General features: G+C 73.4%; 21 protein-coding genes. 10 read left to right on the top strand and 11 right to left on the bottom strand.

What is annotated here, in order from left to right; genetic code table 11:
• Positions 1-590: 590 nt before the first annotated feature.
• The 4 genes from VM324_12140 to VM324_12125 form a co-directional block, all read right to left on the bottom strand.
• Positions 591-1085, bottom strand: coding sequence for a hypothetical protein (locus tag VM324_12140; protein ID HVM00033.1), 495 nt, complete (start codon positions 1083-1085; stop codon positions 591-593).
• Positions 1063-1875 carry a phosphoadenylyl-sulfate reductase gene (locus tag VM324_12135; protein ID HVM00032.1) on the bottom strand — a complete coding sequence of 271 codons (813 nt, stop codon included), beginning with the start codon at positions 1873-1875 and terminating at the stop codon, positions 1063-1065. The genes VM324_12140 and VM324_12135 overlap by 23 nt, the downstream gene beginning before the upstream one ends.
• 46 nt (positions 1876-1921) lie before the next feature.
• Positions 1922-3847 (bottom strand): MoaD/ThiS family protein, encoded by a 1926-nt coding sequence (locus VM324_12130; GenBank protein ID HVM00031.1) that lies wholly within the window; start codon positions 3845-3847, stop codon positions 1922-1924.
• Positions 3848-3981: 134 nt separating this feature from the next.
• Positions 3982-4707, bottom strand: a complete 726-nt coding sequence (locus tag VM324_12125) for a protein phosphatase 2C domain-containing protein (GenBank protein HVM00030.1) — start codon at positions 4705-4707, stop codon at positions 3982-3984.
• A 108-nt stretch (positions 4708-4815) separates the two neighbouring features.
• On the opposite strand from VM324_12125, the gene VM324_12120 reads away from it, so the two are divergent.
• From VM324_12120 to VM324_12100, 5 genes are all read left to right on the top strand, one after another.
• Entirely contained in the window at positions 4816-6198 is a 1383-nt protein-coding gene (locus VM324_12120; protein ID HVM00029.1) for a hypothetical protein, read from the top strand.
• Between the two features lie 754 nt (positions 6199-6952).
• A complete protein-coding gene (locus VM324_12115; GenBank protein HVM00028.1) occupies positions 6953-8737 on the top strand; it encodes a lasso peptide isopeptide bond-forming cyclase in 1785 nt (594 codons plus the stop codon).
• The gene (locus VM324_12110; GenBank protein HVM00027.1) at positions 8718-8975 is read left to right on the top strand and encodes a lasso peptide biosynthesis PqqD family chaperone; all 258 of its coding nucleotides are present in this window, start codon (positions 8718-8720) and stop codon (positions 8973-8975) included. Before VM324_12115 ends, VM324_12110 begins: the two co-directional genes overlap by 20 nt.
• A gap of 42 nt (positions 8976-9017) precedes the next feature.
• A complete protein-coding gene (locus tag VM324_12105; GenBank protein ID HVM00026.1) occupies positions 9018-9428 on the top strand; it encodes a lasso peptide biosynthesis B2 protein in 411 nt (136 codons plus the stop codon).
• 45 nt (positions 9429-9473) lie between these two features.
• Positions 9474-11309 carry an ABC transporter ATP-binding protein gene (locus VM324_12100; GenBank protein ID HVM00025.1) on the top strand — a complete coding sequence of 612 codons (1836 nt, stop codon included), beginning with the start codon at positions 9474-9476 and terminating at the stop codon, positions 11307-11309.
• Between the two features lie 17 nt (positions 11310-11326).
• Here VM324_12100 and VM324_12095 read toward each other — a convergent pair whose 3' ends face one another.
• Together VM324_12095 and VM324_12090 are read right to left on the bottom strand one after the other, a co-directional pair.
• Complete coding sequence (locus VM324_12095; protein HVM00024.1) at positions 11327-12088, bottom strand: polyprenol monophosphomannose synthase; 762 nt, start codon at positions 12086-12088, stop codon at positions 11327-11329.
• 431 nt (positions 12089-12519) lie between these two features.
• Positions 12520-12741 (bottom strand): DUF2905 domain-containing protein, encoded by a 222-nt coding sequence (locus VM324_12090; protein HVM00023.1) that lies wholly within the window; start codon positions 12739-12741, stop codon positions 12520-12522.
• 43 nt (positions 12742-12784) lie between these two features.
• On the opposite strand from VM324_12090, the gene VM324_12085 reads away from it, so the two are divergent.
• From VM324_12085 to VM324_12070, 4 genes are read left to right on the top strand one after another with little or no spacing between them, the layout of a single operon-like run.
• Complete coding sequence (locus VM324_12085) at positions 12785-13597, top strand: SAM-dependent chlorinase/fluorinase (GenBank protein HVM00022.1); 813 nt, start codon at positions 12785-12787, stop codon at positions 13595-13597.
• 48 nt (positions 13598-13645) lie between these two features.
• Positions 13646-14692, top strand: coding sequence for an NAD-dependent epimerase/dehydratase family protein (locus VM324_12080; GenBank protein ID HVM00021.1), 1047 nt, complete (start codon positions 13646-13648; stop codon positions 14690-14692).
• A gap of 31 nt (positions 14693-14723) precedes the next feature.
• Positions 14724-15704 carry a lysophospholipid acyltransferase family protein gene (locus VM324_12075; protein HVM00020.1) on the top strand — a complete coding sequence of 327 codons (981 nt, stop codon included), beginning with the start codon at positions 14724-14726 and terminating at the stop codon, positions 15702-15704.
• On the top strand, positions 15701-16657 hold the full coding sequence (locus tag VM324_12070; protein HVM00019.1) for an alpha/beta hydrolase: 957 nt from the start codon (positions 15701-15703) through the stop codon (positions 16655-16657). Before VM324_12075 ends, VM324_12070 begins: the two co-directional genes overlap by 4 nt.
• Here the strand turns inward: VM324_12070 and VM324_12065 are convergent.
• The 5 genes from VM324_12065 to VM324_12045 form a co-directional block, all read right to left on the bottom strand.
• Positions 16654-17796 carry a DUF5667 domain-containing protein gene (locus VM324_12065; protein HVM00018.1) on the bottom strand — a complete coding sequence of 381 codons (1143 nt, stop codon included), beginning with the start codon at positions 17794-17796 and terminating at the stop codon, positions 16654-16656. The genes VM324_12070 and VM324_12065 overlap by 4 nt on opposite strands.
• A 79-nt stretch (positions 17797-17875) precedes the next feature.
• Complete coding sequence (locus VM324_12060) at positions 17876-18514, bottom strand: sigma-70 family RNA polymerase sigma factor (GenBank protein HVM00017.1); 639 nt, start codon at positions 18512-18514, stop codon at positions 17876-17878.
• 231 nt (positions 18515-18745) lie between these two features.
• Positions 18746-19363 (bottom strand): TIGR00730 family Rossman fold protein, encoded by a 618-nt coding sequence (locus tag VM324_12055; protein ID HVM00016.1) that lies wholly within the window; start codon positions 19361-19363, stop codon positions 18746-18748.
• Between the two features lie 45 nt (positions 19364-19408).
• Positions 19409-19801, bottom strand: coding sequence for a hypothetical protein (locus VM324_12050; protein HVM00015.1), 393 nt, complete (start codon positions 19799-19801; stop codon positions 19409-19411).
• The gene (locus tag VM324_12045; protein ID HVM00014.1) at positions 19786-21240 is read right to left on the bottom strand and encodes a hypothetical protein; all 1455 of its coding nucleotides are present in this window, start codon (positions 21238-21240) and stop codon (positions 19786-19788) included. The genes VM324_12050 and VM324_12045 overlap by 16 nt, the downstream gene beginning before the upstream one ends.
• A 92-nt stretch (positions 21241-21332) precedes the next feature.
• Here VM324_12045 and VM324_12040 point away from each other — a divergent pair, with 92 nt between their 5' ends.
• Positions 21333-22208, top strand: coding sequence for a histidine phosphatase family protein (locus VM324_12040; GenBank protein HVM00013.1), 876 nt, complete (start codon positions 21333-21335; stop codon positions 22206-22208).
• Positions 22209-22210: the final 2 nt, after the last annotated feature.

Raw genomic sequence — 22210 nt, 5'->3', positions numbered from 1 at the left:
ACGCTACACCGGTGGCGCGGCCCCCCGGTGCCCCTCGGCCGGGGCCTGACGTGGCTGCGGTCGCATGCTCCGCCCCGGCATGCGCCGAGCGCGGAGGTCGGCGGCGATGGCCTCGCGCACGAGCCATTCCTCCGCGCCGCCGGGCCGCGCGTGGCGAGCGTGGGCGGCCGAATCGCGCTCCGGCTGCGGCTCCTGCCCGGCCCCGCTGGCCCGCTTCGCTGCTGCGCCCACCGCCGGTTCCCTCCCTGCCAGCAAGCCTGCCAACAACCCTGGTCGCGTCCTCCCCCGATGATGGAGGAGGCCAGGAACCGGCGACACCGTCCGTGCGGACAGGGTCACGGACGGGTGTCCGGCCTGGTGGCGCGTCCGCCGGCTGACCGGCGGACCGCTCCTGAGCGCGGCGAGGCGAGCTACCGGTGGCGCAGGTCGCGCAGCGTGAGCGCCACCCCACAGGCGTCGAGGGCTTCATCGGCGCCGTGCACGGCCACCGAGGCGTAGCCGTCGGTTACGAGCTTCCCCTCGAGCAGCTGGACCCGCTCGTCCTCACCGAAGGCGCCCTGCCGCCATCGATCCTGCGCGCGGGCCGGCTCTCACTCGGCCTGGCCGACCTCGACGCTTTCGACGTTGATGGTGTCGGGGCGCACGGCGAGGGTGAGGGTGACCGCCTCGGTGGCCACGGTCACGGTGAAGTGCCCGATGGTGCGCATCCGCACGCTCATGCTGTCCACCGCGTGGCCCTCGAGGGCCTTGAGCGCGGCGTTGACGTCGGAGATCTGCTTGGCCAGCTCGCGGCCGCGCGGCGTGCGGCGCAGGAGGTCGGTGAGGATCTTCTCGCCCTCGGCGCGGTAGAGCTGGCGGGCGCGGGCGGTCTGCAAGGTGAGCTCGCACAGGGAAGCCAGCTCGCCGGCCAGCTCGCCGGGCACGACGCCGGCGTCGACGGCGGCGCGCAGGCGCTCGTAGCGGGCCTGGCGGTCGTCGCGCAGCGCCGGCAGGAGCGTGCGCAGCTCGAGCGTGACGAGCTCGCGCTCGTCGTCGTCGAGCGTGACCGCGCCGGCCGGGGGGTCAGTGCCCGTCGCCGCCACCATGGGCCTCGCCGAGGATCGCGTGGAACTCGTGCTCGAAGCCGCCCGTCTCGATGGGGCAGTGCATCCCGCACTCCTTCGGGGCGTTCGTCTCCCACCACCAGCGCCCGGCACGGTCATCCTCGCCGTCGGTGACGGGACGGGTGCACGGGTCACAGCCGATGCTCGTGTAGCCCTTCGCGTAGAGGGGATGGACCGGCACGCCACGCTCGGCGACGTAGTCCCACACCTCTTCCTTGGCCCAGTCGGCGAGCGGGTTGAGCTTGACGATGCCGTCGTGGTCGTGGTCGAGCTCGACCTTGCGGATCGCCGCCCGAGACGCCCACTGGTCGCGGCGCAGGCCGGTGAACCACGCGTCGAGGCCCTCCAGGGCCCGCAGCATCGGGCGGACCTTGCGGATCTGGCAGCAGACGAGCCGCAGCGGCACCGACGTGCGGAACGGGTCGGGGCCGTGCCGGCCGACCATCGCCTCGAGCTCGGCCGGGTCGGGCTCGAGCACCTCGACGCTCGCCTTGGGGTAGTGCGCGCGGACCTCGTCGACGAACGCGAGCGTCTCGGCGGGCAGACGCCCCGTGTCGACGGTCACGACCCGGATGTCGGGCTTCATCTGGTAGGCCATGTCGAGCAGCGTCATCCCGTCGACCTGCAGCGCGGTGACGATCGCGAGGCGGTCGCCGAAGGTGGACAGGGCCCACTCGATGACGTCCTCCGGCTCGCCGTCGTCGAGGTCGACGGCGATCTCGCCGACCTCCAGATCGTCGAACACGACGCGGTCGATGAGGTCAGTGGGCACAGCGCCATCCTTTGCAGATCGAAAACGTCGCTTTGTCGGGCGGCCGCTAGCCGCCGGCCAGCGCGGGCAGGATCGTGAGCTCCTGCCCGCGCTCCAGCGGGGCGTCGAGGCCGCCGAGGGCGCGGATGTCGTCCTCGCCGATGTAGAGGTTGACGACGGGGTTGACGGTCCCGTCGGGCAGCCGCAGGTACGCGACGAGGCTCGGATGCTCGACCGCGAGCACGTCGAGCGCCTGGCCGACGCTCCCGGCTGCCACCGGCACCTCGTCGGCCCCGGCGGACAGCTCGATGAGCGTGCCGGGGACGCGCACGATCGGCCGATCGTCGGCGGCGTCGCCTGCCGCGGCCGCGGGGAACGCCGTGGCAGCGAGCTCCTCGTCGGTGCGCTCGTCGCAGAAGTCGCGGAACGTGTAGCCGGCGCCGTGCCCGTTGCGGCTCGTCTTCTCGGCCAGCCAGGCGCCGACGAGCCGGACGAGGACGTCGTTCAGGTCGTCGCTCGGCACCCGGCGCAGCAGAGGCTTGCCGATCGCGGCGCCCACGCCGAGCCCGCCCCGCAGGGTGATGTCGTAGGCCTCGACCCGTCGGCCGCTGTCGGGCAGCGTCGTCGTCGTGCCCTGCAGCCCGATGTCGCCGACCCAGTGGTGCGCGCAGGAGTGCGGGCAGCCGTCCATGAAGATCTTCAGGTCGCCGACGTCGGCCGCGAACCGCTCGTCGAGGAGCGCGAGGACCTCCTCGAGCTTGCCCTTCGTCTCCGCCACCGAGTAGTTGCAGAACTTGTGGCTCGTGCACGCGATCGAGTTGCCGTACACGGTGTTGCGGGTGGCGGGGAAGCCGATGCGGTGCAGCTTCGTGAGCAGACCGCCGACCTCGGGCGCGGGCACGTTCCCGACGATGAAGTTCTGCTGCCTGGTGAGGCGGATGTCCCCGCCGACGCCCTCGACCGCGTCCGCGACGTCGATCATCTGCTGGCCGCTCATCCAGCCCATGGGGACCGACAGGCCGATGTAGGCCCGCCCGTCACCCTGTTCGTGCAGGCCGAGGTGGTCGTGGCCGGGCTCCGGCGGGGGCGCGGTGTGGTCCTCCAGCCGACGCCCGAGGCGCTCCTCGACGAGACTGCGCATGCCCTCCGGCCCCACGTGGTCGACCATGAACTTGATCCGGGCCTTCGCGCGACTCACCCGGTAGCGGGGGTCGGACTGCCACGCGTCGGTCACCGCGCGAAGGACCTCGACGGTGTCGGCCACGGGCACGAAGACCCCCAGGTCGCGCGACAGCCGGGGGGTGTTCGACAAGCCGCCGCCGACGCGGAGTGCGAAGCCCTCCCGGCCGTCCTTCACGACACCGACAAGGGCGACGTCGGAGATCTCGGGGGCGTTGCACTGCCCCGGGCACGCGCTGATCGTGAACTTGTGCTTGCGGGGCAGGTTCGAGTACTCCCGGTTGCCGTAGAAGAAGCGCGCGGTCTCCTCGATGACGGGCCGGACGTCGAAGAGCTCGTCGCGGGCGATCCCCGCCACGGGGCAGGCGGTGATGTTGCGCACCGTGTCGCCCTCGCCGCCGACCGTCGTCAGTCCCGTGCCCCGAACGGCGTCGAGGAGCTCGGGGAGCTGGTCGAGGCGGACCCAGTGCAGCTGGAGACCCTGCCGCGTGGTGAGCTCGCCGTAGTCACGTCCGAGTCCTTGGCTGATCTCGCCGACGCCACGCAGCTGGGCGGGCTGGAGCAGCCCGCCGGGGACCTTGATCCGCACCATGAAGGTGCCGATCTTCGGTTTGTCGTGCGTGAGCCCCCACCAGTTGAGGCGGACGATGTCCTCCTCGGGGACCGCCTCGTAGCCCATCGCGATGAGCTGCGGCAGCTCGTCGACGATGTCGAGCGGGAACTTCTCCTTCTTCAGCCGCTCGATCGAGTTGCGCTTGTGCACGAGCTCCCAGGTTGGCTCCTCCCTTCGGCGCCGCACCGGTGTCGCGACCATACGTGTCCTCCTCGTTGAGTGGCCCCGATACTGCACGCACAACGGTGGGAAAGCAGAAGCGCCGGACGGTAAATACGGAAAGAACTCCCCACAGCGGCTCCCTGAGCGCCTATTCGCCCGGCGGGCGGTGGTGGCTAGGAGAGCCGGACCGCGACGGCGACGTTGTCGCCGGCACCGCCGGCCCCCGCGAGCTCGACGAGGTGGCGGGCCGCCACCTGCGGGTCGTGGGAACCGCACAGCACCCCGGCGATCCGATGCGTCCAGTCATGGCCGAGGTAGTCGGTCAACCCGTCGGACGCAACGGCGACCCGGTCGCGCGGACGCAGCCGCGCGCGCGTGACGGGCGGGACGACGGTCCCGGGGCCGAGGAAGGCATGACCCCGGCCGACCACCTTGCCCCGTCCCCCCCGCGCGCGGACGCAGACCGTGTCGCCGTAGGTCACGACATGGAGGTCCGCGTCCGTGGCCAGTGCCACCGTCAGGGCCGTCCGGCTGCCCGTCCGAGGCTCCACGGCGTGCTCGAGGGCCTTCACGACCGCATCCTGCGCCGCGGCGCAGAGCTCCCGGAGCTCCATTTCGGGACGTCGCAGCGGAGCGCCGACGAGCGCGTCACCGCGCGCCTCGACGGCTCCCAGCGCCGCTCGCGCGGCATCGAAGCCGAAGTGCCCGTCGGCGACCGCGAGCAGCCAGCCGCCTGACCCGCACGCGGCGAGGACGGCATCCTCGTTGGGGTCGACGTGCGCGTAGGGCTTCGGGAACCGGCCGCGGCTGAGCGCGAGGGCCGTCCGCTCGTCGAGGCGCTCGTCGCGGATCCGGCCGAGGTCGGGATGGTCGTCGCCCCAGAGCGCGACGATTGCCACCACGACTCCTCCTCCGCAACTTTGCCCCGACCCGAGGCCCGGCGAGTGGTACAAGTGAGACGATACGGGGGGCCGGGGGGCCAGCCGGTCTGGGCGGAGGATACGGGCATGGAAACCTCCACGACGCGGGCGGACGCGTTGGCGGGTCACCGCGCTGACCTTGCGCGGGTCGCTGAGCAGCAGGGGACGACGGTGGACGTGGCGAGGCGACGTGGCAGGAGGGGCGCCCCCCTCGCCCTGCGCGCGACACTGGCCCTCGCGGTGCTCTGCGGGGCGCTCCTCGTCACCGCCACACTCGGCGTGGGACCGCTCGCACTGCGCCCGCGCGTCGTCGCCCTGGAGCTGACCCCCACGGCGGTAGCCGGCTGCGCGGAGGCGGCGGGCACCGTCACCGTCGACCGGTCACCACGCCGCGGGCCCCTCCCCGTCGCCCTGGTGGCGACCTCCGCCGCGGCCGACGCCCCCGAGGAGGTCCGGATCCAGCCGGGGAAGACGGCAGCGGCGTTCGTCCTCCCGACGCAGCCGGTGGCCGAGGACGAGCGGGTGGAGATCCAGGCGACGGTCAACGGCGCGACCGCAACCGCGCACCTCGACGTGGGTCGTGTCGACGCGGCAGCGCTCCAGGCGAACCCCAGCGCGGCCTGCCGCGCGGCGTTCGCCGAGCACCACGGGTACGGGGCGCCGCGGCGCACCGGGATGTTCGACGCCGAGCGGATCCCGGAGGCGAGCGGCCTCGCCGCCAGCCACCGCAACCCGGGTTGGCTGTACCTCGTCGACGACGAGCGCCCGCGCGAGGTCTGGGCCATGCGCACCGACGGCAGTGACCTGCGGCCGATCCCGCTCGACGGCTTCGTCGGCCGCGACACCGAGGCGCTCGCCGTCGGGCCGTGCGGCCCCGGCAACGCCGACCCGTGCGTGTACGTCGGCGACATCGGCGACAACCTCGGAACGCATGCCGACGTGGGCATCCTGCGCTTCCCCGAGCCCGACCTCGCCGGGCCCCTGGGACCGGTTCGCCCGGACGCCGTCCGCGTGCGCTACCCCGACGGTCCCGTCGACGCCGAGGCCCTGCTCGTCGACGAGGCCGGGGTGCCATACGTCGTGACGAAGGAGCCGGGCCCAGACGGCTCCGGCGCGGCCCGCCTGTTCGCCGCGGACGGCTTCGCCGACGGGGTCCTCGTCGCGCTCGGTGAGGTGCCCCTGCCCGAGCCGCTCGTGCCGCTGCTCGCGACGGTTGTCGGCGTCGTCGTCACCGGAGGGGATCACCGCGACGGGCGTGTCGTGCTGCGCACCTATGACCACGTCGTCGAGTTCGTCGCCCCGGACCCGTCCGCGCCCCTGTCGAGCTTCCCGTCCTGGCCGTCGCGGGAGGTGCCCGCCGCCCGGGAACCGCAGGCGGAGGCGGTGGCCTTCGCCGCCGGCGGCTGCGGCTACTACACGGTGGGCGAACAGGTCGGTGACGTCTGGTTCGTGCCCTGCCTGCGGGACTGAAGGTCCTGGCACCGCCGGAGGCAGCAATGTGTCCCTCGGGCTGTCCCACTCGCCCACATGCGGACGATGGAAGCCCGCGGCCTGTCGGCCTTTCAGGCGCTGCAGCGGCTGCGACTGTTCGCGGCCGGTCCCATCACCGTCCGCGACCCGTTCTCCTGAAGAGGCTATGGGCAGTGAAGCTCCTTGGTGAGCGTCTGGTTTGTCCGCCGCGGGCGAGGACGCATCAGTCAGCCCTCTTCCCCCACCTTCGAACCGCTGGGCCATGAAAAGCAGTCGGGTACGTCCCTCTTTCGAGGCCATTCCTGCTATTTGTCATGGGTTTAGGCCGTCCTCCTGCGGAAAAGAAAGGGTCCCATGGACGGGGGATAGCCTCCCCCGTTACCCGAGACACCGACAGAAGGGGAGATGCAGAAATGCGCACCTACGAACGTCCTACCCTGACCCCTGCCGGCTCCTTCAAGATCACGGGCCTGGGCACGAACCGGGGGCCCGAGCGCGTCATTCCGCTTCGGTTCAGCCTCTGACGATCGCGTTTCAGACCTGACCGCCGCGGGCGGCGACGTTCCTGCGCGGTCAGTAGAGGACTCACCCCGGGTGGTGAAAAGCAGATAGATGTAGCTGCTTTTCGCCGCCCGGTTTTCTCCTCTGCGAGGATGCGCGGGTTATCGGGAAGGCCATGATGACGACGTTCCTCTCGCTGCGTGGAGTTCGGTCCTGGTTCGTTGTGCTTCCTGATTGCGAAGCGGCCACGCGGGTGGCCACGGCACTCCGTCCGCAGGCGGCGCAGGTCGTCAACCACCCATCCGGTCGGCCCTGGCTGCTCGGCCGCTGGGACCCCGAGACCCTGGTCGTCGGCGAGGCCGGCCGGGTGAAGATTGCGTTGGTCGGGCAGCACGCGGTCGCCGCCGAGCAACTCGGCGCAACAGCTGGGCGTGTCACGAGCGTTGCGGGGCTCGATCGCGTCGCCAGCTCACTCGCGGGCAGCTTCCACCTTCTTGCGTCGGTCGACGGGCGGGTGCGGGTGCAGGGCTCGGTGACGGGACTGCGCCCGGTGTTCCACGCGCGGGTCGAGGGAACAACGGTTGCCGCCGATCGGGCTGACGTTCTCGCCCGACTCATCGACGCGCCTTTCGACGAGCGGCGTCTTGCCGCCAATCTCCTGGACTCCTCCGCGATCTACCCGCTTGCGGGTCAGCCCGTCTGGCGCGGGGTCAGCGTGCTCATGGGCGCCGACTACCTCCTGCTCGACGGCGAGGGCTCGGGCAGGCCGGTGCGGTGGTGGTCGCCTCCTGAGCCGGCGCTGCCGCTGGCGGAGGGCGCCGCCGCGCTGCGGGAGGCGCTGTGGGCAGCGGTCGACGCACGCCTCACCGGGCGCGACCTGGTGAGCGCTGACCTCGGCGGACTCGACTCGACCGCGCTGTGCTGCCTGGCCGCGCGGCGCGGTGGCCCGATCGTTGCGTACACGGCCGACGGCGGCGACCCACTCGGCCAGGACGTGTCCTGGGCCCGACGCACCGTTGCGGCCCTCGGAGCCGTCGAGCACCACGTCATCGCCGGGGACGCCCTGCCGATGGTCTACGACGGCCTGCTCCACACCGACGACGTCCTCGACGAGCCCTCCGCAGCGGCGGTCTGCCTCACCCGGTGGCTGGCGATCGCACGGCCGACGGCGCAGCGGGGCTCTCGGCTGCATCTCACCGGCTTCGGCGGCGACGAGCTGCTCGCAGGCTCGCCTGCGCACCTCCACGGACTGTTCCGCAGCCACCCGAGGATCGCGCTGCGCAACGCCCGGGGGTTCGCCGTCCAGCGGCGGTGGTCGTATCGGGAAGCGCTGCGCCAGCTCGCCGATCGCCGCGACTACCGCACGTGGCTGCGCGACGTCGCGGACAACCTCACGGCGCCTGCCCCGGCCATCGACATCCCCTCGATGGACTGGGGCCGGCCCGCCCGCATGCCGCCGTGGGCCACACCAGGCGCGGTCGAGGCGGTGCGCGAGCTCATCCGGGAGGCCGCGCAGAACGTCGAGCCGCTGTCAGACCGGCGGGGCCAGCACGTCGAGCTGGAAGCGATGCGGGCGACGTCACGCATGGTCCGCCAGCTCGCGCAGGTTGCCGACCGGCTGGGGTTCTCCCTGGCTGCTCCCTACTACGACGACCGGGTGGTCGAGGCGGGCCTGGCGGTTCGACCACAGGACCGGGTCACGCCGTGGCGGTACAAGCCGCTCATCATCGAGGCCATGCGCGGCATCGTGCCGGCGGAGAGCCTCACCCGTCAGACGAAGGACGAGGGCTCGCACGAGGTGGAGGCCGGGCTACGAGAGCACCGTGCCGGGCTGCTCGAGCTCTGGGAGGACTCCCGTCTAGCCCGGCTCGGCCTCGTCGACGCCGGGGCGCTGCGGGAGGTGTTGAGCCGCCCCCTCGGACCTAGCCTGCAGTTCGACACGCCCTACCAGACGGTGGCCAGCGAGGTTTGGCTGCGCGCCCTCGAAGACAAGCCACTGCCGGCAAGAGGAGACAGCAATGCCACTGAAGCTGCGTGACGGCATCTCGACGGCGGAGGTCGACTACGGCACGGCGCTGCTCGACGAGCGCCGCGGGCAGTACTGGAACCTGAACCCGACCGGTGCCCTGGTCCTGCGTGTGCTGCTCGAGGGGGGCACGGCCGACCAGGCGGCCCGAGCGCTCGTCGAGGAGTACGCGGTCGACCTCGACAGCGCGTGCCTCGACGTCGAGGAGCTCGTGGAGAACCTCCGTTCCGCCGGGCTCATCGAGCAGTAGGCCGCCGACAACCCGACGCCCTCTAGGAGGACGCCCGTGAGCATGCAGGAGGCTCTCCTCTACGATCCCCGCGCCGTGCCGCTCCCGCGACGGCTGCTCACCCGCGTGGTCGTGGGTGTGGCCCGCCTGCTCGCCACCCAGTCCCCGCACCGGATCCGCAGGGTGCTCGGGTGGATCCGCCGCGGGGCCCGGCCCGCGAGGTTGGAGGAGGCGAAGGCGGCGCGCGACACGGTGACGGTGGTGAGCCTCGCGTGCGCGGGTCCCCAGGGGTGCCTGCCCCGATCGCTCGCGACGGTGCTGCTCTGCCGGCTCCGCGGCCAGTGGCCCGCCTGGTGCGTCGGTGCGCGCCGTCTGCCGCCCTTCGGTGCGCACGCATGGGTGGAGGTCGACGGAACGCCGGTGGGGGAGGACTACCCCGCCGACTACTTCCGCACCTTCTTCACCGTGGCCTAGCGGAGGGACGCTCGCCGTGGCGTCGAACGTGCTGAAGGTGCGACCGTGACGGCGGAGCCGGTCACGCCGGTCGAGAACGACGTCGGCTGGCGCGACATCCTCACCGTCGTCCGGGGCCACGGACGGTGGGTGGCCGCCGGCGTGGTGCTCACGGTGGCCGCCTCGGCGCTCAGCCTCGTCCAGCCGCTCGTCGTAAAACGGCTGATCGACGCAGCCGGCACGGGGCCGATCCTCTGGGGCCTCGTCGGGCTGCTCGTGGTGCTGTTCGCCGGCCAGGCCCTGCTCCAGGCCGCGACGCGCTACCTGCTCGCACGCACAAGCGAGGGCATCGTCGTCGGCCTGCGGCTCAACCTCATCGGTCACCTCCTGCGGTTGCACATGCCCGCGTACGACCGCTACCGCATCGGCGACCTCATCTCGCGGGCCGGGACCGACACGGCCGCCCTCCGGCGGGTCATCGCCGAGGGGTTCACCGACGTCGTCGCCGGGGGCATCGGCGTGCTCGGCGCCGTCGCCTTCATGATCTGGCTGGACTGGGCGCTCTTCCTCATCGTCGCGACGCTCATCGTGGTCGGCGGCACGATCGTGCTGTCGGTCCTGCGCGGAATTCGGAGCTCGTCCCTGCGCACCCAGCAGGCCACCGGGGAGATGACAGCCGACCTCGAGCGCGCGCTCAGCGCCGTCCGCACCATCAGGGCCAGCCAGGCCGAGCAGCGGGAGACGGAGCGCATCGGCGGGCGGGCGCGTGCCGCCTACGCGCAAGGTGTGCGCTTGGCGAAGCTCGACGCGGTCGTCGGACCGGCGAGCGAGCTCGCCGTGAGTGGATCCTTTCTCGCGGTGCTGCTCGTCGGCGGCATGCGGGTGACGACCGGCGCCACGTCAGTGGCCGACCTCGTCGCCTTTCTGCTCTACATGACCTACCTCGCGGTGCCGATCGGGGCGCTGTTCATGGCCGTGAGCGCGATCCAGCAGGGCACCGGGGCGCTGCATCGCATCAACGAGATCCTCGACCTGCCGCCGGAGCCCGGCAGCGCAACATCGGCCGTCCTTGCCGCCCGGTCGCGTCCCGTGCGGGTAGCCGGCCTGCCGCCAGGTGCCCGCCCGAACCCCGGGGCCGCCCCCGTACTGGAGTTCCGCGACGTGTGGTTCGGCTACGAGCCGGGGCGGGCGGTCCTGCGGGGTGTGTCCTTCGCGGTGCCCGAGCGCAGCCACATCGCCCTCGTCGGCCCGTCCGGCGCGGGCAAGTCCACGATCTTCGCCCTCGCCGAGCGCTTCTACGACCCCGACCGGGGCGAGATCCTCTTCGCCGGCACCGACGTGCGGGACATCGACCGCGCCGAACACCGCGCGCGGATCGGTTTCGTCGAGCAGCACTGCCCGATCCTGCACGGCACGCTGCGCGACAACCTCCTATACACGGTCCCCGACGCCGATGAGGGCAAGGTCGAGCGGGTCGTGGCGCTCGCCAACCTCACCGAGGTCCTCGACCGGCTGCCACGCGGCCTGGACACCCCCGTCGGCGAGCACGGCATGATGCTGTCCGGCGGCGAGCGCCAGCGGCTGGCGATCGCCCGCTCGCTGCTCAGCCGCCCCGGCCTGCTGCTGCTCGACGAGCCGACCTCCCAGCTGGACCCCGTCAACGAGGCGGCGCTTGCCGCCACCCTCGACCAGGTCGCCGACGAGTGCGCCCTGCTCGTCATCGCCCACCGCTACTCGACGGTCCGCGCCGCCGACCGGGTGATCGTGCTCGACCGCGGCGAGGTCGTCGCCGCCGGCAGCCACGACGAGCTGCTCGACACCAGCGCCTACTACCGCAGCCTGGCCGCGGGCTGGCTCGACGGCAGCGCGCCCCTGCCGAGCGCACCCTCCCGCACCGCCTGACCGAGCAGGCGGTCCGGTCACCGCCGCTCGGGATCGACGGGCCGGCGGTTCCCGAGGCGGCGCAGGGGCTGCGCGACGCGGTTCTGCCACCCCCATGCCGCCACCCGCCACAACGCCTCGAGGATGATCGCCCGGCTGATCTTGCTCGCACCCTCGGTGCGCTCCCGGAAGGTGATCGGCACCTCGACGACGGTGAAGCCCGCCCGCCAGGCACGGAGGGTCATCTCGATCTGGAAGGCGTAGCCCTCCGACTTCACGGTGTCGAGATCGATGGCTTCCACCACCGCGCGCCGGTAGGCGCGGAAGCCGGCCGTGGCGTCACGCACCGGCAGACCGGTGGCCGCCCGCACGTACCGGTTCGCCCCGGTTGACAGCCACAGCCGCCTCCTCGGCCAGCCCTCCACACGGCCGCCGGGGACGTAGCGCGACCCGATCGCGACGTCCGCACCCTCGTCGAGCGCGGCCAGCAGGCGCGGCAGGTCCGCCGGGTCATGCGACAGGTCAGCGTCCATCTCGCAGAGCACATCCGCCCCGCGCTCCAGACCCCAGGCAAACCCCGTCCGGTAGGCCGAGCCCAGACCCTGCTTGCCGTCCCGGTGCAGTACCGCGACGCGCCGCTCCTTCCGGGCCAGCGCCTCGACGAGCTCCCCCGTCCCGTCCGGTGACCCGTCGTCGACGACGAGCACCTGCATGCGCGGGTCAGCTGCGAGCGCCCCTGATACGACCCGCTCGACGGTTGCTCGCTCGTTGAATGTAGGGACGACGAGAATGGTGCTCACCCACAGGCCGCCTGGTCCCCCGGCAGCCCGCCCCCGTCGAGCAACAGACCCGCACGGTATCCGATTGCCTCGAGCAGACGGTGAGTGCCCACTCCAGGGGCTCCATCATGCATCGGGCGATGCTAGCCGCTGGTCGCGTGAGCGCTCCCGGGCCTTTAGGATCGTCAAGTTGCGGATGCCCGCCGACACTGCGAGCCGTTATCCTCGCGCACAGCGCCCAGTACCGGGCGCCCAACCGCCTTCGCCACCTGCATCGAGCGGGGACAATGTTGGACAGGGTTCCTCGTCGCCTTCATCACGGTCCTCGTTGGGGTCGCGGGCATTCTCCACGCGTCCCCGCAGCCGCCGGGGCGCGACCGGGGGATGCGCAAGGGCGATCGGGGGTGAAAGGGTTGTGGCCGCTCCGCCGCGGCACCGCAGGCGGGAGCGGATCAGCGCCAGCGGCCGATGAGCGACAGGACCACCGTGAGCAGGACCGAGACGAGGATCATCGAGGTGATCGGGATGAACACGCGGGTGCGCTCGGTCTCGTAGCGGATGTCGCCCGGCAGTCGTCCGAACCACGACAAGCCACCGGAGGCCACGAGCAGCCCGACGATCACCGCGCCCACACCGAGCGCCACGATCAGCAGTCCGAGCGAGCGGGAGTCCATGCCAGCCCGATTGTAGGGTCCGCTCCTGGCATAGTGGCCTGTCATGCCTGCCGCCCGAGCCATCATCACGTTCACGTCCGACTACGGCCTGCGCGACCCCTTCGTCGGCGTGTGCCGCGCCGTCGTCGCGCGGATCGCCCCGCATGCCCGGTTGATCGACCTCTGTCACGGGATCCCGCGCCACGACGTGGTCGCCGGCGCGCTAACCCTCGCCGACTGCGCCGGCTACCTGCCGCCCGGCGTGCACCTCGCCGTCGTCGACCCCGGGGTGGGCACGACGCGGGAGGCGGTGGCGGTCGCCGCCGGTGATCACCTGCTCGTCGGGCCCGACAACGGGCTCCTCGTACCGGCGGCGGAGCGGCTCGGCGGGGCGCGCGCCGCCTGGGCGCTCACCCGGGGCGCCTACCGGCTGGAGCCGGTGTCCGCGACGTTCCACGGCCGGGACGTGTTCGCGCCCGCCGCGGCGCACCTCGCATGCGGTGTGGCGCCCGACGAGCTCGGGCCGCCCCGGGACCCCGCCGGTCTCGTGCGTCCCGACCTGCCCGCTCCATGGCGCGACGCGGGGCGGGTCGAGGGCGTCGTCGTGCTCGTCGACGGCTTCGGCAACGCGTCGCTGAACGTCAGTGGTGACGATCTCGCGGCCGCGGGTCTGCGGGTCGGGGACCGGGTCGCGGTCGCTGTCGGGCGCCGGTCGGCCGTCGCGACGGTGTCCCGCACCTTCGCCGACGTGGCGGAGGGGGCGCTCGCCGTCCTCCTCGACAGCTTCGGCCGCGTGGCGCTCGCCGTGAACGGCGGCGACGCCGCCGCCGCGCTCGGCGCCACGCGCGGGACCCGCGTGTCCCTGGCCCGGCAGTGATCGCCACCCACTAGGCTTGAGCCCCTCACCCACCTAGAGGAGGCGGCAGTGGCCGAGCGCAGTCGGCGCCGCGTGCTCATCACCGGCATCGCCGGCGTGCTCGCCAGCCGGCTGGCCACCCGCCTCGCCGCCGACGACGGCGTCGGCTACGTCGCAGGCGTCGACCTGCGCGAGCCGCCCGAGGATCTTGACGGCGTCGAGTTCATCCGTGCCGACCTGCGCAGCCCCCTCGTCGCGAAGGTCGTCGAATCCACGCAGGTCGACACGATCGTGCACCTGCACGTCGTCGCGACACCGCGGGCTGCCGGCGGGCGGGCCCGGATGAAGGAGCACAACATCATCGGGACCATGCAGCTGCTCGGCGCCGCCCAGCGGGCGCCGGCGCTGCGCAAGGTCGTCGTCACGTCGACCACCGCGGTGTACGGCTCGAGCCCGAACGACCCGGCGCTGTTCAAGGAGAGCGCTGCCCCTGATACGGGCCATCCCGACGGCTACGGCAAGGATGCCGTGGAGGTCGAGTCCTACGCCCGCGCGTTCGGGCGGCGCCGGGAGGACGTCACCCTCACCATCCTGCGCTTCGCGGAACTCGTCGGCCCGCGCGTCGACACGCCGCTGACCCGCTACCTCGCCCTGCCGGTGGTCCCCACGGTGCTCGGCTACGACCCGCGGCTGCAGCTCTGCCACGAGGACGACGCCGTCGCCGTGCTCGAGCGGGCGGTGCACGGCGACCACCACGGGACCACCAACGTCGCCGGGTCGGGCATCGTGTACCTGTCGCAGGCGGTCCGCATCGCGGGACGGGTGCCGGTGCCGGTGACCATGCCGTTCGCCCACGGCATCGCGAGCGTCGTCCGGCGCGCCCAGGTCGATCTCGGCCCCGAGCAGCTGCCGCTGCTCATGTACGGCCGGGTTGGTGACATCACGCGGCTGCGTGAGCGGTTCGGCTACGCGCCCGCCTACACCACCCGCGAGGCGCTGGTCGACTTCCTCACCCGCCGGGAGGTCGCCCCGGTCCTAGACCCGGGCAGGGTCGCCCGCGTCGAGCGTCGCCTGCACGCGCTGCTCGCCCGCCCCGCGAAGGAGACGACGCCGTGACCGTCGAGCCGCGCACGAGTGGGGGCCCCCGGTGACGGGCCGGCCCGACGCCGAGGTCATCGACCTCGACCCCCAGCGCCGCCGGGGCGCGCGCGACGCCCACTCGCCGGCCGAGGACCCCGACGGCCCGGACAGCCCCGGCGACCGGGCGCCACCGGCGGGAGGGTTGCGGGGCGACGTCGACGGTGCGGTCGAGGCGGCCCTGGCCTTCCTGCGCCGGCGCATCACGGGCGACTACCCGATCGACCGCTTCGGCTTCGACCGCGAGCTGACCGAGCAGGTGATCCTGCCGCTCGCCCGGCCGCTCTACCAGCGCTACTGGCGGGTACGCACCACCGGCATGGAGCACGTACCCGCCGAGGGCGGGGCGCTCGTGGTGGCCAACCACTCGGGGACGCTGCCGTTCGACGCGGTCATGACGAAGGTGGCGCTCTACGACGACCATCCCGCGCACCGTCACCTGCGCGAGCTCGCAGCCGACCTCGCCCTGCGCCTGCCGTTCGCCGGACCGCTGGCGCGCAAGACGGGCAGCACGCTGGCCCACGGCGAGGACGCGCGCCGGCTGCTCGCCGACGGCGAGCTCGTCGGCGTGTGGCCCGAGGGGTTCAAGGGCGCCGGCAAGCTTTACCGGGACCGCTACAAGCTCCAGCGCTTCGGCCGTGGCGGCTTCGTCGGGGTGGCCCTGCGCGCCCAGGTGCCGATCATCCCGGTGGCCATCGTCGGTGCGGAGGAGATCTACCCGATGCTCGGCAACGTCCGCTGGCTTGCGCGCCTGCTCGGCTTCCCCTACTTCCCGGTGACCGCGCAGTTCCCGCTGCTCGGGCCGCTCGGGATCGTGCCGCTGCCGAGCAAGTGGGTGATCGACTTCGGCCCGCCGATCGACACCGCCGGCTACGGCCCCGAGGCCGCCGACGACCCGATGTGCGTCTTCGAGCTGACCGACCGCGTGCGCGACACCATCCAGCAGATGCTCTACCGCAACCTCACGGCCCGACGGTCGCTGTTCTCGTGACGGAGGAGCGGGCGCCCGAGTGGTTCGCGGCGGCGCTGGCCGCCGAGGTCGCCGTCGCCGAGGTCGCCGTGCGCGGCTGCCCGGTGCGCTACCGCACGTGGGGCCGGCCGGGCGCCCCGGGCATCGTGCTCATCCACGGCGGCGCCGCCCACGCCCGGTGGTGGGACCACCTCGCGCCGATCCTCGCCGGCGACGGACGCCACCACGTCGTCGCCTTCGACCTGTCGGGCCACGGCGACTCGGGCTGGCGCGAGACGTACGGCCTCGAGGTCTGGCCGGAGGAGGCGCTCGCGGTCGCCGAGCACGCCGGCATCGAGCACCCGCCGGTCCTCGTCGGCCACTCCATGGGCGGGTTCGTCGTCATCGGCGCCGCGGCGCTCCACGGGGACCGCCTGGCCGGTGGGATCATCGTCGACTCACCGGTGCGCCGGCCCGACCCCGAGTCCCAGGAGGGACGCAGCGGGCGGATGTTCCGCAAGCCGAAGGTCTACCCGTCACTCGACGATGCGCTCGCGCACTTCCACCTCGTGCCCCCGCAGCCGCCGCCGCCGCTCCACGTCGTCGACCACGTCGCCCGCCACAGCCTGCGCCACACGCGCGAGGGCTGGACGTGGAAGTTCGACCCGCGGGTGTTCGTCGCCCGCGAGGACCCCTCACCCGCGGACTTCGGCGACCTGCTCGCGCGGGTGCGCTGCCGCATGGCGGTCCTCCACGGCGAGCTGTCGGAGATCGTCGACGCCGACGTGACCGACTACATGTCCGAGCGGCTCGGGCGTACCGCGCCGTTCGTCGAGATCCCCCAGGCCCACCACCATCTCATCCTCGACCAGCCGCTGTCCTTCGTGACCGGGGTCCGCGCGCTGCTGGCCGACTGGGAGCACTCGGTGCCCCACCGCATCCCCGGGCTCGCCGACACCGGCGGGGTCGCCCGCTCGGACTCACCGACCCGCTAGGGCAGGAGGACGTGGAGGACGCCCCGCACGATGGCGTCGACCACGCCGCTGTCGCTCGACCGCCGCGGCTCGGCCACGCTCGGCAGGTCGGGCACCGTCAAGGGGGGAGGCTCGTGGTTGGGGTCCGGCTGCGGCACGCCGGGGTCGTCCGTCGGCGCTTCGGCCGGCGGTTGCACCGAGGGTGTGTCCGTGGCGGCCGGCGGCATGTCTTGGACGGGCGGCGCCTCGGGCGCCCCGTCCAGGGACGGCCCGGGCGGCTCGGCGTCCACCGTGCCGGCGTCACCGCCGGACGGGCCGAGGTCGCAGGGGCACTCCTCGAACGCCTCGTGGGCAGGCGGGATGTCGGCGAGGTCGGCGCCCGGCCTCGGCTCGGGGGTCGCGCCCTCGCAGCCCTCGCAGGCGCCCACGACCGACATCATCCGCGCCTCGATGCGCTCGAAGGCGACTCTGAGGATACGGGCCGCTTCGGCGGCCTCGCCGGCGAGCAGGTCGTCGAGGCGGGCGAGGCGGGCCCGCTGCTGGTCGGTGAAGTCCGCCAGCCGCTCCACCGAGCTCGCGTCCCCGCGCTGCGTGTAGGCGCGCAAGAGCTCGCCGGCCCCGGTGCGCAGCGCCTCGTCCGCCTTCAACAGCGCGACGGCGGCCCCCGCCTGGTTGCCGTCGCCTGCTGCGGCCTCCGCCTCGCTGATGCGGGTGCTCGCCTGGGCGAGGTGCGCCGCGCCGCGGCTGACGTCGTCGCGGACGAGGGCGATGCGGACGTCCTCGATGACGAGCTTCGCCGGGTAGAGCACGTCGCTCGGCAGCGCCCGGTCGGCGGCCACGGCCAGGCCACCGCTCGACAGCGCGAGCGCCGCCGCGCCGGTGGCGGCCGCCGCGCGCGTGGAGTAGCGCCAGCGTGCGGTGCTCGCGCCGATGCCCGTGCGCATCCGGGTGAGGGCCGGGACGCGCGCCTGCTCGCGCGCCGCGTCGACGAGCTTGGCCCGCAGGGCGGCTTTGAACTCGGGCCGAGCCGGCACCGGCTTGGCCGTGGCGAGCACGTGGGCGAGCCGGCCGAGGGCGCGCGACTCCTCGGTGACCTCCCCGTTCAGGGTGGGGTCGCCGTCGAGCAGTCGCGCAAGGGCGTCAACGTCAGTCGGGGTCATCGTCTCCTCTCCCGATCTAACGACTCGTGGAGGGGGAGGCTACGCAACCCCCTCCACATAGTTGCCAAACCGGGCAGGGTCACAGCTTGCCGAGCTCCTGGGGGACGTGCTTCGCCAGCGACTTCAGCGCCCGGTACTGCAGCGCCTTCACCGCTCCGTCGGACTTGCCCATAACTGCGCCGGTTTCGGCGACGTTGAGGTGCTGGATGAAGCGGAGGTAGAGCACCTCGGCCTGCTCGCCCTTGAGCTGCGACAGCGCCTCGTGAACCTGCCGGGCGAGGTCGCCGTGGATCGCCGCCTCCTCCGGGTCGTCGGCCGTGCTCGAGCCCGGCGTGTCGAAGACCTCCTCGACGGTGGCCTCGAGGCGGAACCGGGCGCTCTTGAAGTGGTCGTGGACGCGGTTGCGGGCGATGGTGATGAGCCACGCGCCGAAGTCCACGCCCTGCCACTTGAATGAGGTGATGCGCCGCAGGGCGCGAAGGAACACATCCCCGACGAGGTCCTCGGCCGTCTGGCGGTGCCCGACCCGGTGGTAGACGTAGGAGAAGACCTGGTCGACGTAGCGGTCGTAGAGCAGCGCGAAGGCCTGGGCGGACCCTTCCTGGGCCGCCTGCACCTGCTCGACGACGTCGGGATCAGCCGCCGAGGCGGGCGCGGGGGACGGCAGGGACGCCGCGGAGGCCGCGACCGTGCCGGCCGGCTCGCTCGACGTCCTCACCTCTCTTCGCTCGTCCGGGCTACGTCGCCAGGGCCAGCTGGGCGACGAGGGCCGCGACGATCGCCACGAGCAGCGCGGCGATGACGATCGTGGTGCCAGTCCTCACGGTAGTGTCGGCGCTCCTCAGGGTCAGGTGTACTTGTCCTGGCGATACAGCCCACAAAGCCTTTACGCTACCCGGCCGGATGGCCCCCGAATGGCATTCCGGCGAAAGGGACACGGGACGGCCCCCTACCAGGTGCGGGGACCTTCGATGGCCTCGAGCTCGGCCGGCGCGCCCGGGTGGTAGGGCGGCGGCGTGTAGGCGCGGAGCGCGGCGACGGTCTCCGCGACGGTGCTGCGTACCTGCCAGAGGTCGACGAGGTGGGGTGAGACGAAGCGCTCGGCGACCATCCGCGCGATCTGCGCGAGGAGGGGGTCCCAGTACCCCTGGGTGTCGAGCACCACGATCGCCCGGTTGTGGTACCCGAGCTGCTTCAACGTGAGCATCTCCACGAGCTCCTCGAGGGTGCCGATGCCCCCGGGCAGGACCACGAACGCGTCGCTGCGCTCGTCCATCACCGCCTTGCGCTCCCGCATGGTGTCGGTGCGCACGAGCTCGCTCACCTCGTGCAGGGCGATCTCCCGGTCGGCGAGGCGGTGAGGGATGACGCCGGTGACGTGCGCGCCGGCGGTGAGCGCGGCGCGGGCCACCTCGCCCATGAGCCCGATGCTGCCGCCGCCGTACACGAGCTCCCAGCCCTCGGCGGCGATGGCCCGCCCGAGCTCGGCCGCCACGGCGCGGTAGCCGGGAGCCACCGCCTCGCTCGAGGCGCAGAAGACGCACACGGACCGGATGGGCTCGACCATGACGCCCGATGGTAGCCGCGGGCCGCTCGCCCGCCCGCGCGTGCCTCAGCCGTCCCCGGCGGGCAGACACAGGCGGCGCGCAGCGGCCGCGAGGGCGGGGCTGAGCCGGACTTCCCCCGTGGCGACCCACCACAGCCGGGCGACGTCGTCGGCCTCGTCGGGCAGCGCCGCGAGCCACGCGAGCGCGCCGGCGGCCTCGTCGGCGTGGCCGTCGCACCAGGCGCCGGCGGCGAGCCGGCGGGCGCACCGGCGGCCGAGCGCCGCCCACGCGACCGGGCCGCACGTCGCCACGAGCCGCGCCTCCGCGCCGCAGCGGTCGCACTCACCCGCGTCGACCGCCTGCGGGCCCCGGTCGGTGTCGGCCAGCCAGGGGTAGCGGGCGCGCAGTGTCTGCCGCAGCGCGCCGTAACCCGCACCTGCCCTCAGATGTCCTCGCACGGGATGGCCGCGGCGAAGTCGAGGAGCACGGGCGCGGCCTTGACCTCCGCCGCCTCGAGCCCCGGGGTCGTCCGGCACTCCTCGGCGGCCTCGGCGATCCCGGCGCGCCATTCGGGCCCGTCGCTGCGCTGGTTGACCGCGGTGTAGTCGGCCCCGGCGCCGAAGACGAGCAGGCCCGCCACGACCGCCGCGAGCCGCCGCCACGTGCCGTCCGCCACACGCTCCGGCGCGTCGTCGAGCGCGAGGACGACGACCGCCTGCGCGAGCGCCACCGGCACGAGCAGGTAGCGCCCCATGAGGAAGTGCTGGCTCCCCGCATCCCAGACGATGGTGTCCCACCCGGCGCGCCCGCTCACCGCGACGACGAGGAACCCCACCGAGGTGACCGTGGCCGCGAGCGCGGGCCAGCGCGTGCGGGCTTTGGACCGCCCGGCGGCGTAGGCCACGAACGCGCCGAGCACGAGGACGGCCACGACCGGCCACAGCCAGCCGTGCGCCTCCCACAGACGCCCGGCGTGCCGGTCGCCGACGAGGGCGGTGAGCGCGACGCGCTGCGCGTAGGTCTGCACGGCCAGCCCCGCGTCGAACGCCGGGCCGGCCGGGAGCGTGGCCCGCAGCATGCTCACCAGCTGCAGCGCCGTGCCGGCGAGGAACACGACCGGCGCGACGAGCTCGGCGGGGTGGCGCCTGCGCGCCACCACCCGCAGGAGCGCGAGCGGCACGAACACGACGGTCAGCGGCGCGCTGAGCGCCGCCACGGCGAGGAGGAACACCTGCCACACCCGCGCGAGCACCGTGGACGGCCGCCACAGCAGCACCCAGAACGCCGCGAGGCAGAAGTACCACTGGAGGTTGGCGAGGTTGTTCATGAGCTCGTTGCCGGCGACCGGCGAGAGCACGACGAGCGCGCCGAGCAGCGCGCGCAGCAGCGGCTCGCGGACGTGGCCGGACGAGGCGCGGTACACGGTCACGGCGACGGCGCCCGCGGTGGCGGCGGCGGCGAGCACGAAGATCTCGGCGGCCCGCACGGGATGGAAGAGCGTCGACAGCTCCGCGACCACCCGCGGGTAGACGTGGAAGTAGTCGTGGAACGTGCGCGGCACCGACTCGAGCAGGGGCAGCGCCCGCGCGTCGGTGAGGTAGGGCGCGGCGTCCTCGGCCCACATGACCTCCCACGGGGCGACGACCGCCTGCCGGCCGAGCTGCAGGAGCGCGGCGGCGGCGGTCGCCACGGCAGCGAGGACGAGCCCGAGGGGACGCCACCGCCCGACCCCCTCCGAGGGGAACAGCGCCGCGAGCTCCCGATCGACCGCTGCGCGCCACCCCTCAGGGGCGGCGTCGTCCGCCGGCGCCGGTCCTGGGCCGACGCTCGTGGGTGACGGGCTCGACACCCCGTCCAGGATGCGGCGGGGCGGGTCCGGTCGCGTGTGGGCGGTCATGCAGGCGCGGGCACCCTACCAGCCCGACGGGGTCCGCCCGGGGAGGCGCTGTCGTCGGCGGCGGGCGGGGCGGGGGCGGGTACGGTGCACCCATGCCCGCCGCCGACCGCGCCCCGAGCCCGCACCGCCCGTCGCCGGACGACCGCGTCCAGGAGCGGGAGCCTTCGCCCGATCCGAGGCCGCAGCGCCCCTCGCCGGCCGACGGTCGTCAGGCACAGCAGTCCCCACCCGACTCCGCCCCGCGGAAGTACCGCCAGTACCGGTTCTCGCTGCCGCCCGGCGGTGCCGACATCCTGCTCGTGCGCCACGGCGAGTCGCAGCCGGCGACGTTCGACGCGCCCTTCCCCCTCGTCGACGGTCAGGCCGACCCGGCCCTCGACCCGCGCGGGCACACCGAGGCCGAGCGGGTCGCGGCGCGGCTCGCCGGCCAGCGGCTTGCAGCGATCTACGTGACGCCGCTGCGCCGCACGGCGCAGACCGCGGCGCCGCTCGCGGCGCGCCTCGGGTTGGAACCACGGGTGGAGCCGGACCTGCGTGAGGTGCACCTCGGCGAGTGGGAGGGCGCGACGTTCCGCGCACGGGTGCGCGAAGGTCACCCCATCGCCCGCCGGGTGTTCACCGAGGAGCGCTGGGACGTCATCCCCGGCGCGGAGACGATGGAGGCCCTGGCCGCCCGGCTCCGCGCCGGCATCGGCCGCATCGCCGCCGCCCACCCCGACGAGCGGGTGGCGGTGTTCACCCACGGCGGGGTGATCGGCATGGTCGTCGCCCTCGCAACGGGCGGGCGGCCCTTCGCGTTCATCGGGGCCGACAACGGCTCGATCACCCACCTCGTCGTCTGCCGCGGCTCGGGGGAGCGCGCCGATCCGCGTGCCGGCGACGGGCAGGGTGCTTGGATCGTCCGCCGGTTCAACGACACCGGCCACCTCGCCACCGACCTCGACCGGTCGCCCGAGCCCCTCACCTGACC

The organism is Egibacteraceae bacterium, from assembly GCA_035540635.1.
In the GTDB taxonomy this organism is placed as follows: Bacteria; Actinomycetota; Nitriliruptoria; order Euzebyales; family Egibacteraceae; genus DATLGH01.
This window is presented reverse-complemented; position numbering and strand designations above follow the sequence as displayed.

Coding starts and splice junctions, on each gene's coding strand:
- VM324_12130 (HVM00031.1), bottom strand. CDS start 3,847: ATGGTCGCGACACCGGTGCGGCGCCGAAGGGAGGAGCCAACCTGGGAG.
- VM324_12045 (HVM00014.1), bottom strand. CDS start 21,240: ATGACCGCCCACACGCGACCGGACCCGCCCCGCCGCATCCTGGACGGG.
- VM324_12110 (HVM00027.1), top strand. CDS start 8,718: ATGCCACTGAAGCTGCGTGACGGCATCTCGACGGCGGAGGTCGACTAC.
- VM324_12065 (HVM00018.1), bottom strand. CDS start 17,796: ATGACCCCGACTGACGTTGACGCCCTTGCGCGACTGCTCGACGGCGAC.
- VM324_12055 (HVM00016.1), bottom strand. CDS start 19,363: ATGGTCGAGCCCATCCGGTCCGTGTGCGTCTTCTGCGCCTCGAGCGAG.
- VM324_12090 (HVM00023.1), bottom strand. CDS start 12,741: ATGGACTCCCGCTCGCTCGGACTGCTGATCGTGGCGCTCGGTGTGGGC.
- VM324_12140 (HVM00033.1), bottom strand. CDS start 1,085: ATGGTGGCGGCGACGGGCACTGACCCCCCGGCCGGCGCGGTCACGCTC.
- VM324_12085 (HVM00022.1), top strand. CDS start 12,785: ATGCCTGCCGCCCGAGCCATCATCACGTTCACGTCCGACTACGGCCTG.
- VM324_12040 (HVM00013.1), top strand. CDS start 21,333: ATGCCCGCCGCCGACCGCGCCCCGAGCCCGCACCGCCCGTCGCCGGAC.
- VM324_12120 (HVM00029.1), top strand. CDS start 4,816: ATGGAAACCTCCACGACGCGGGCGGACGCGTTGGCGGGTCACCGCGCT.
- VM324_12105 (HVM00026.1), top strand. CDS start 9,018: ATGCAGGAGGCTCTCCTCTACGATCCCCGCGCCGTGCCGCTCCCGCGA.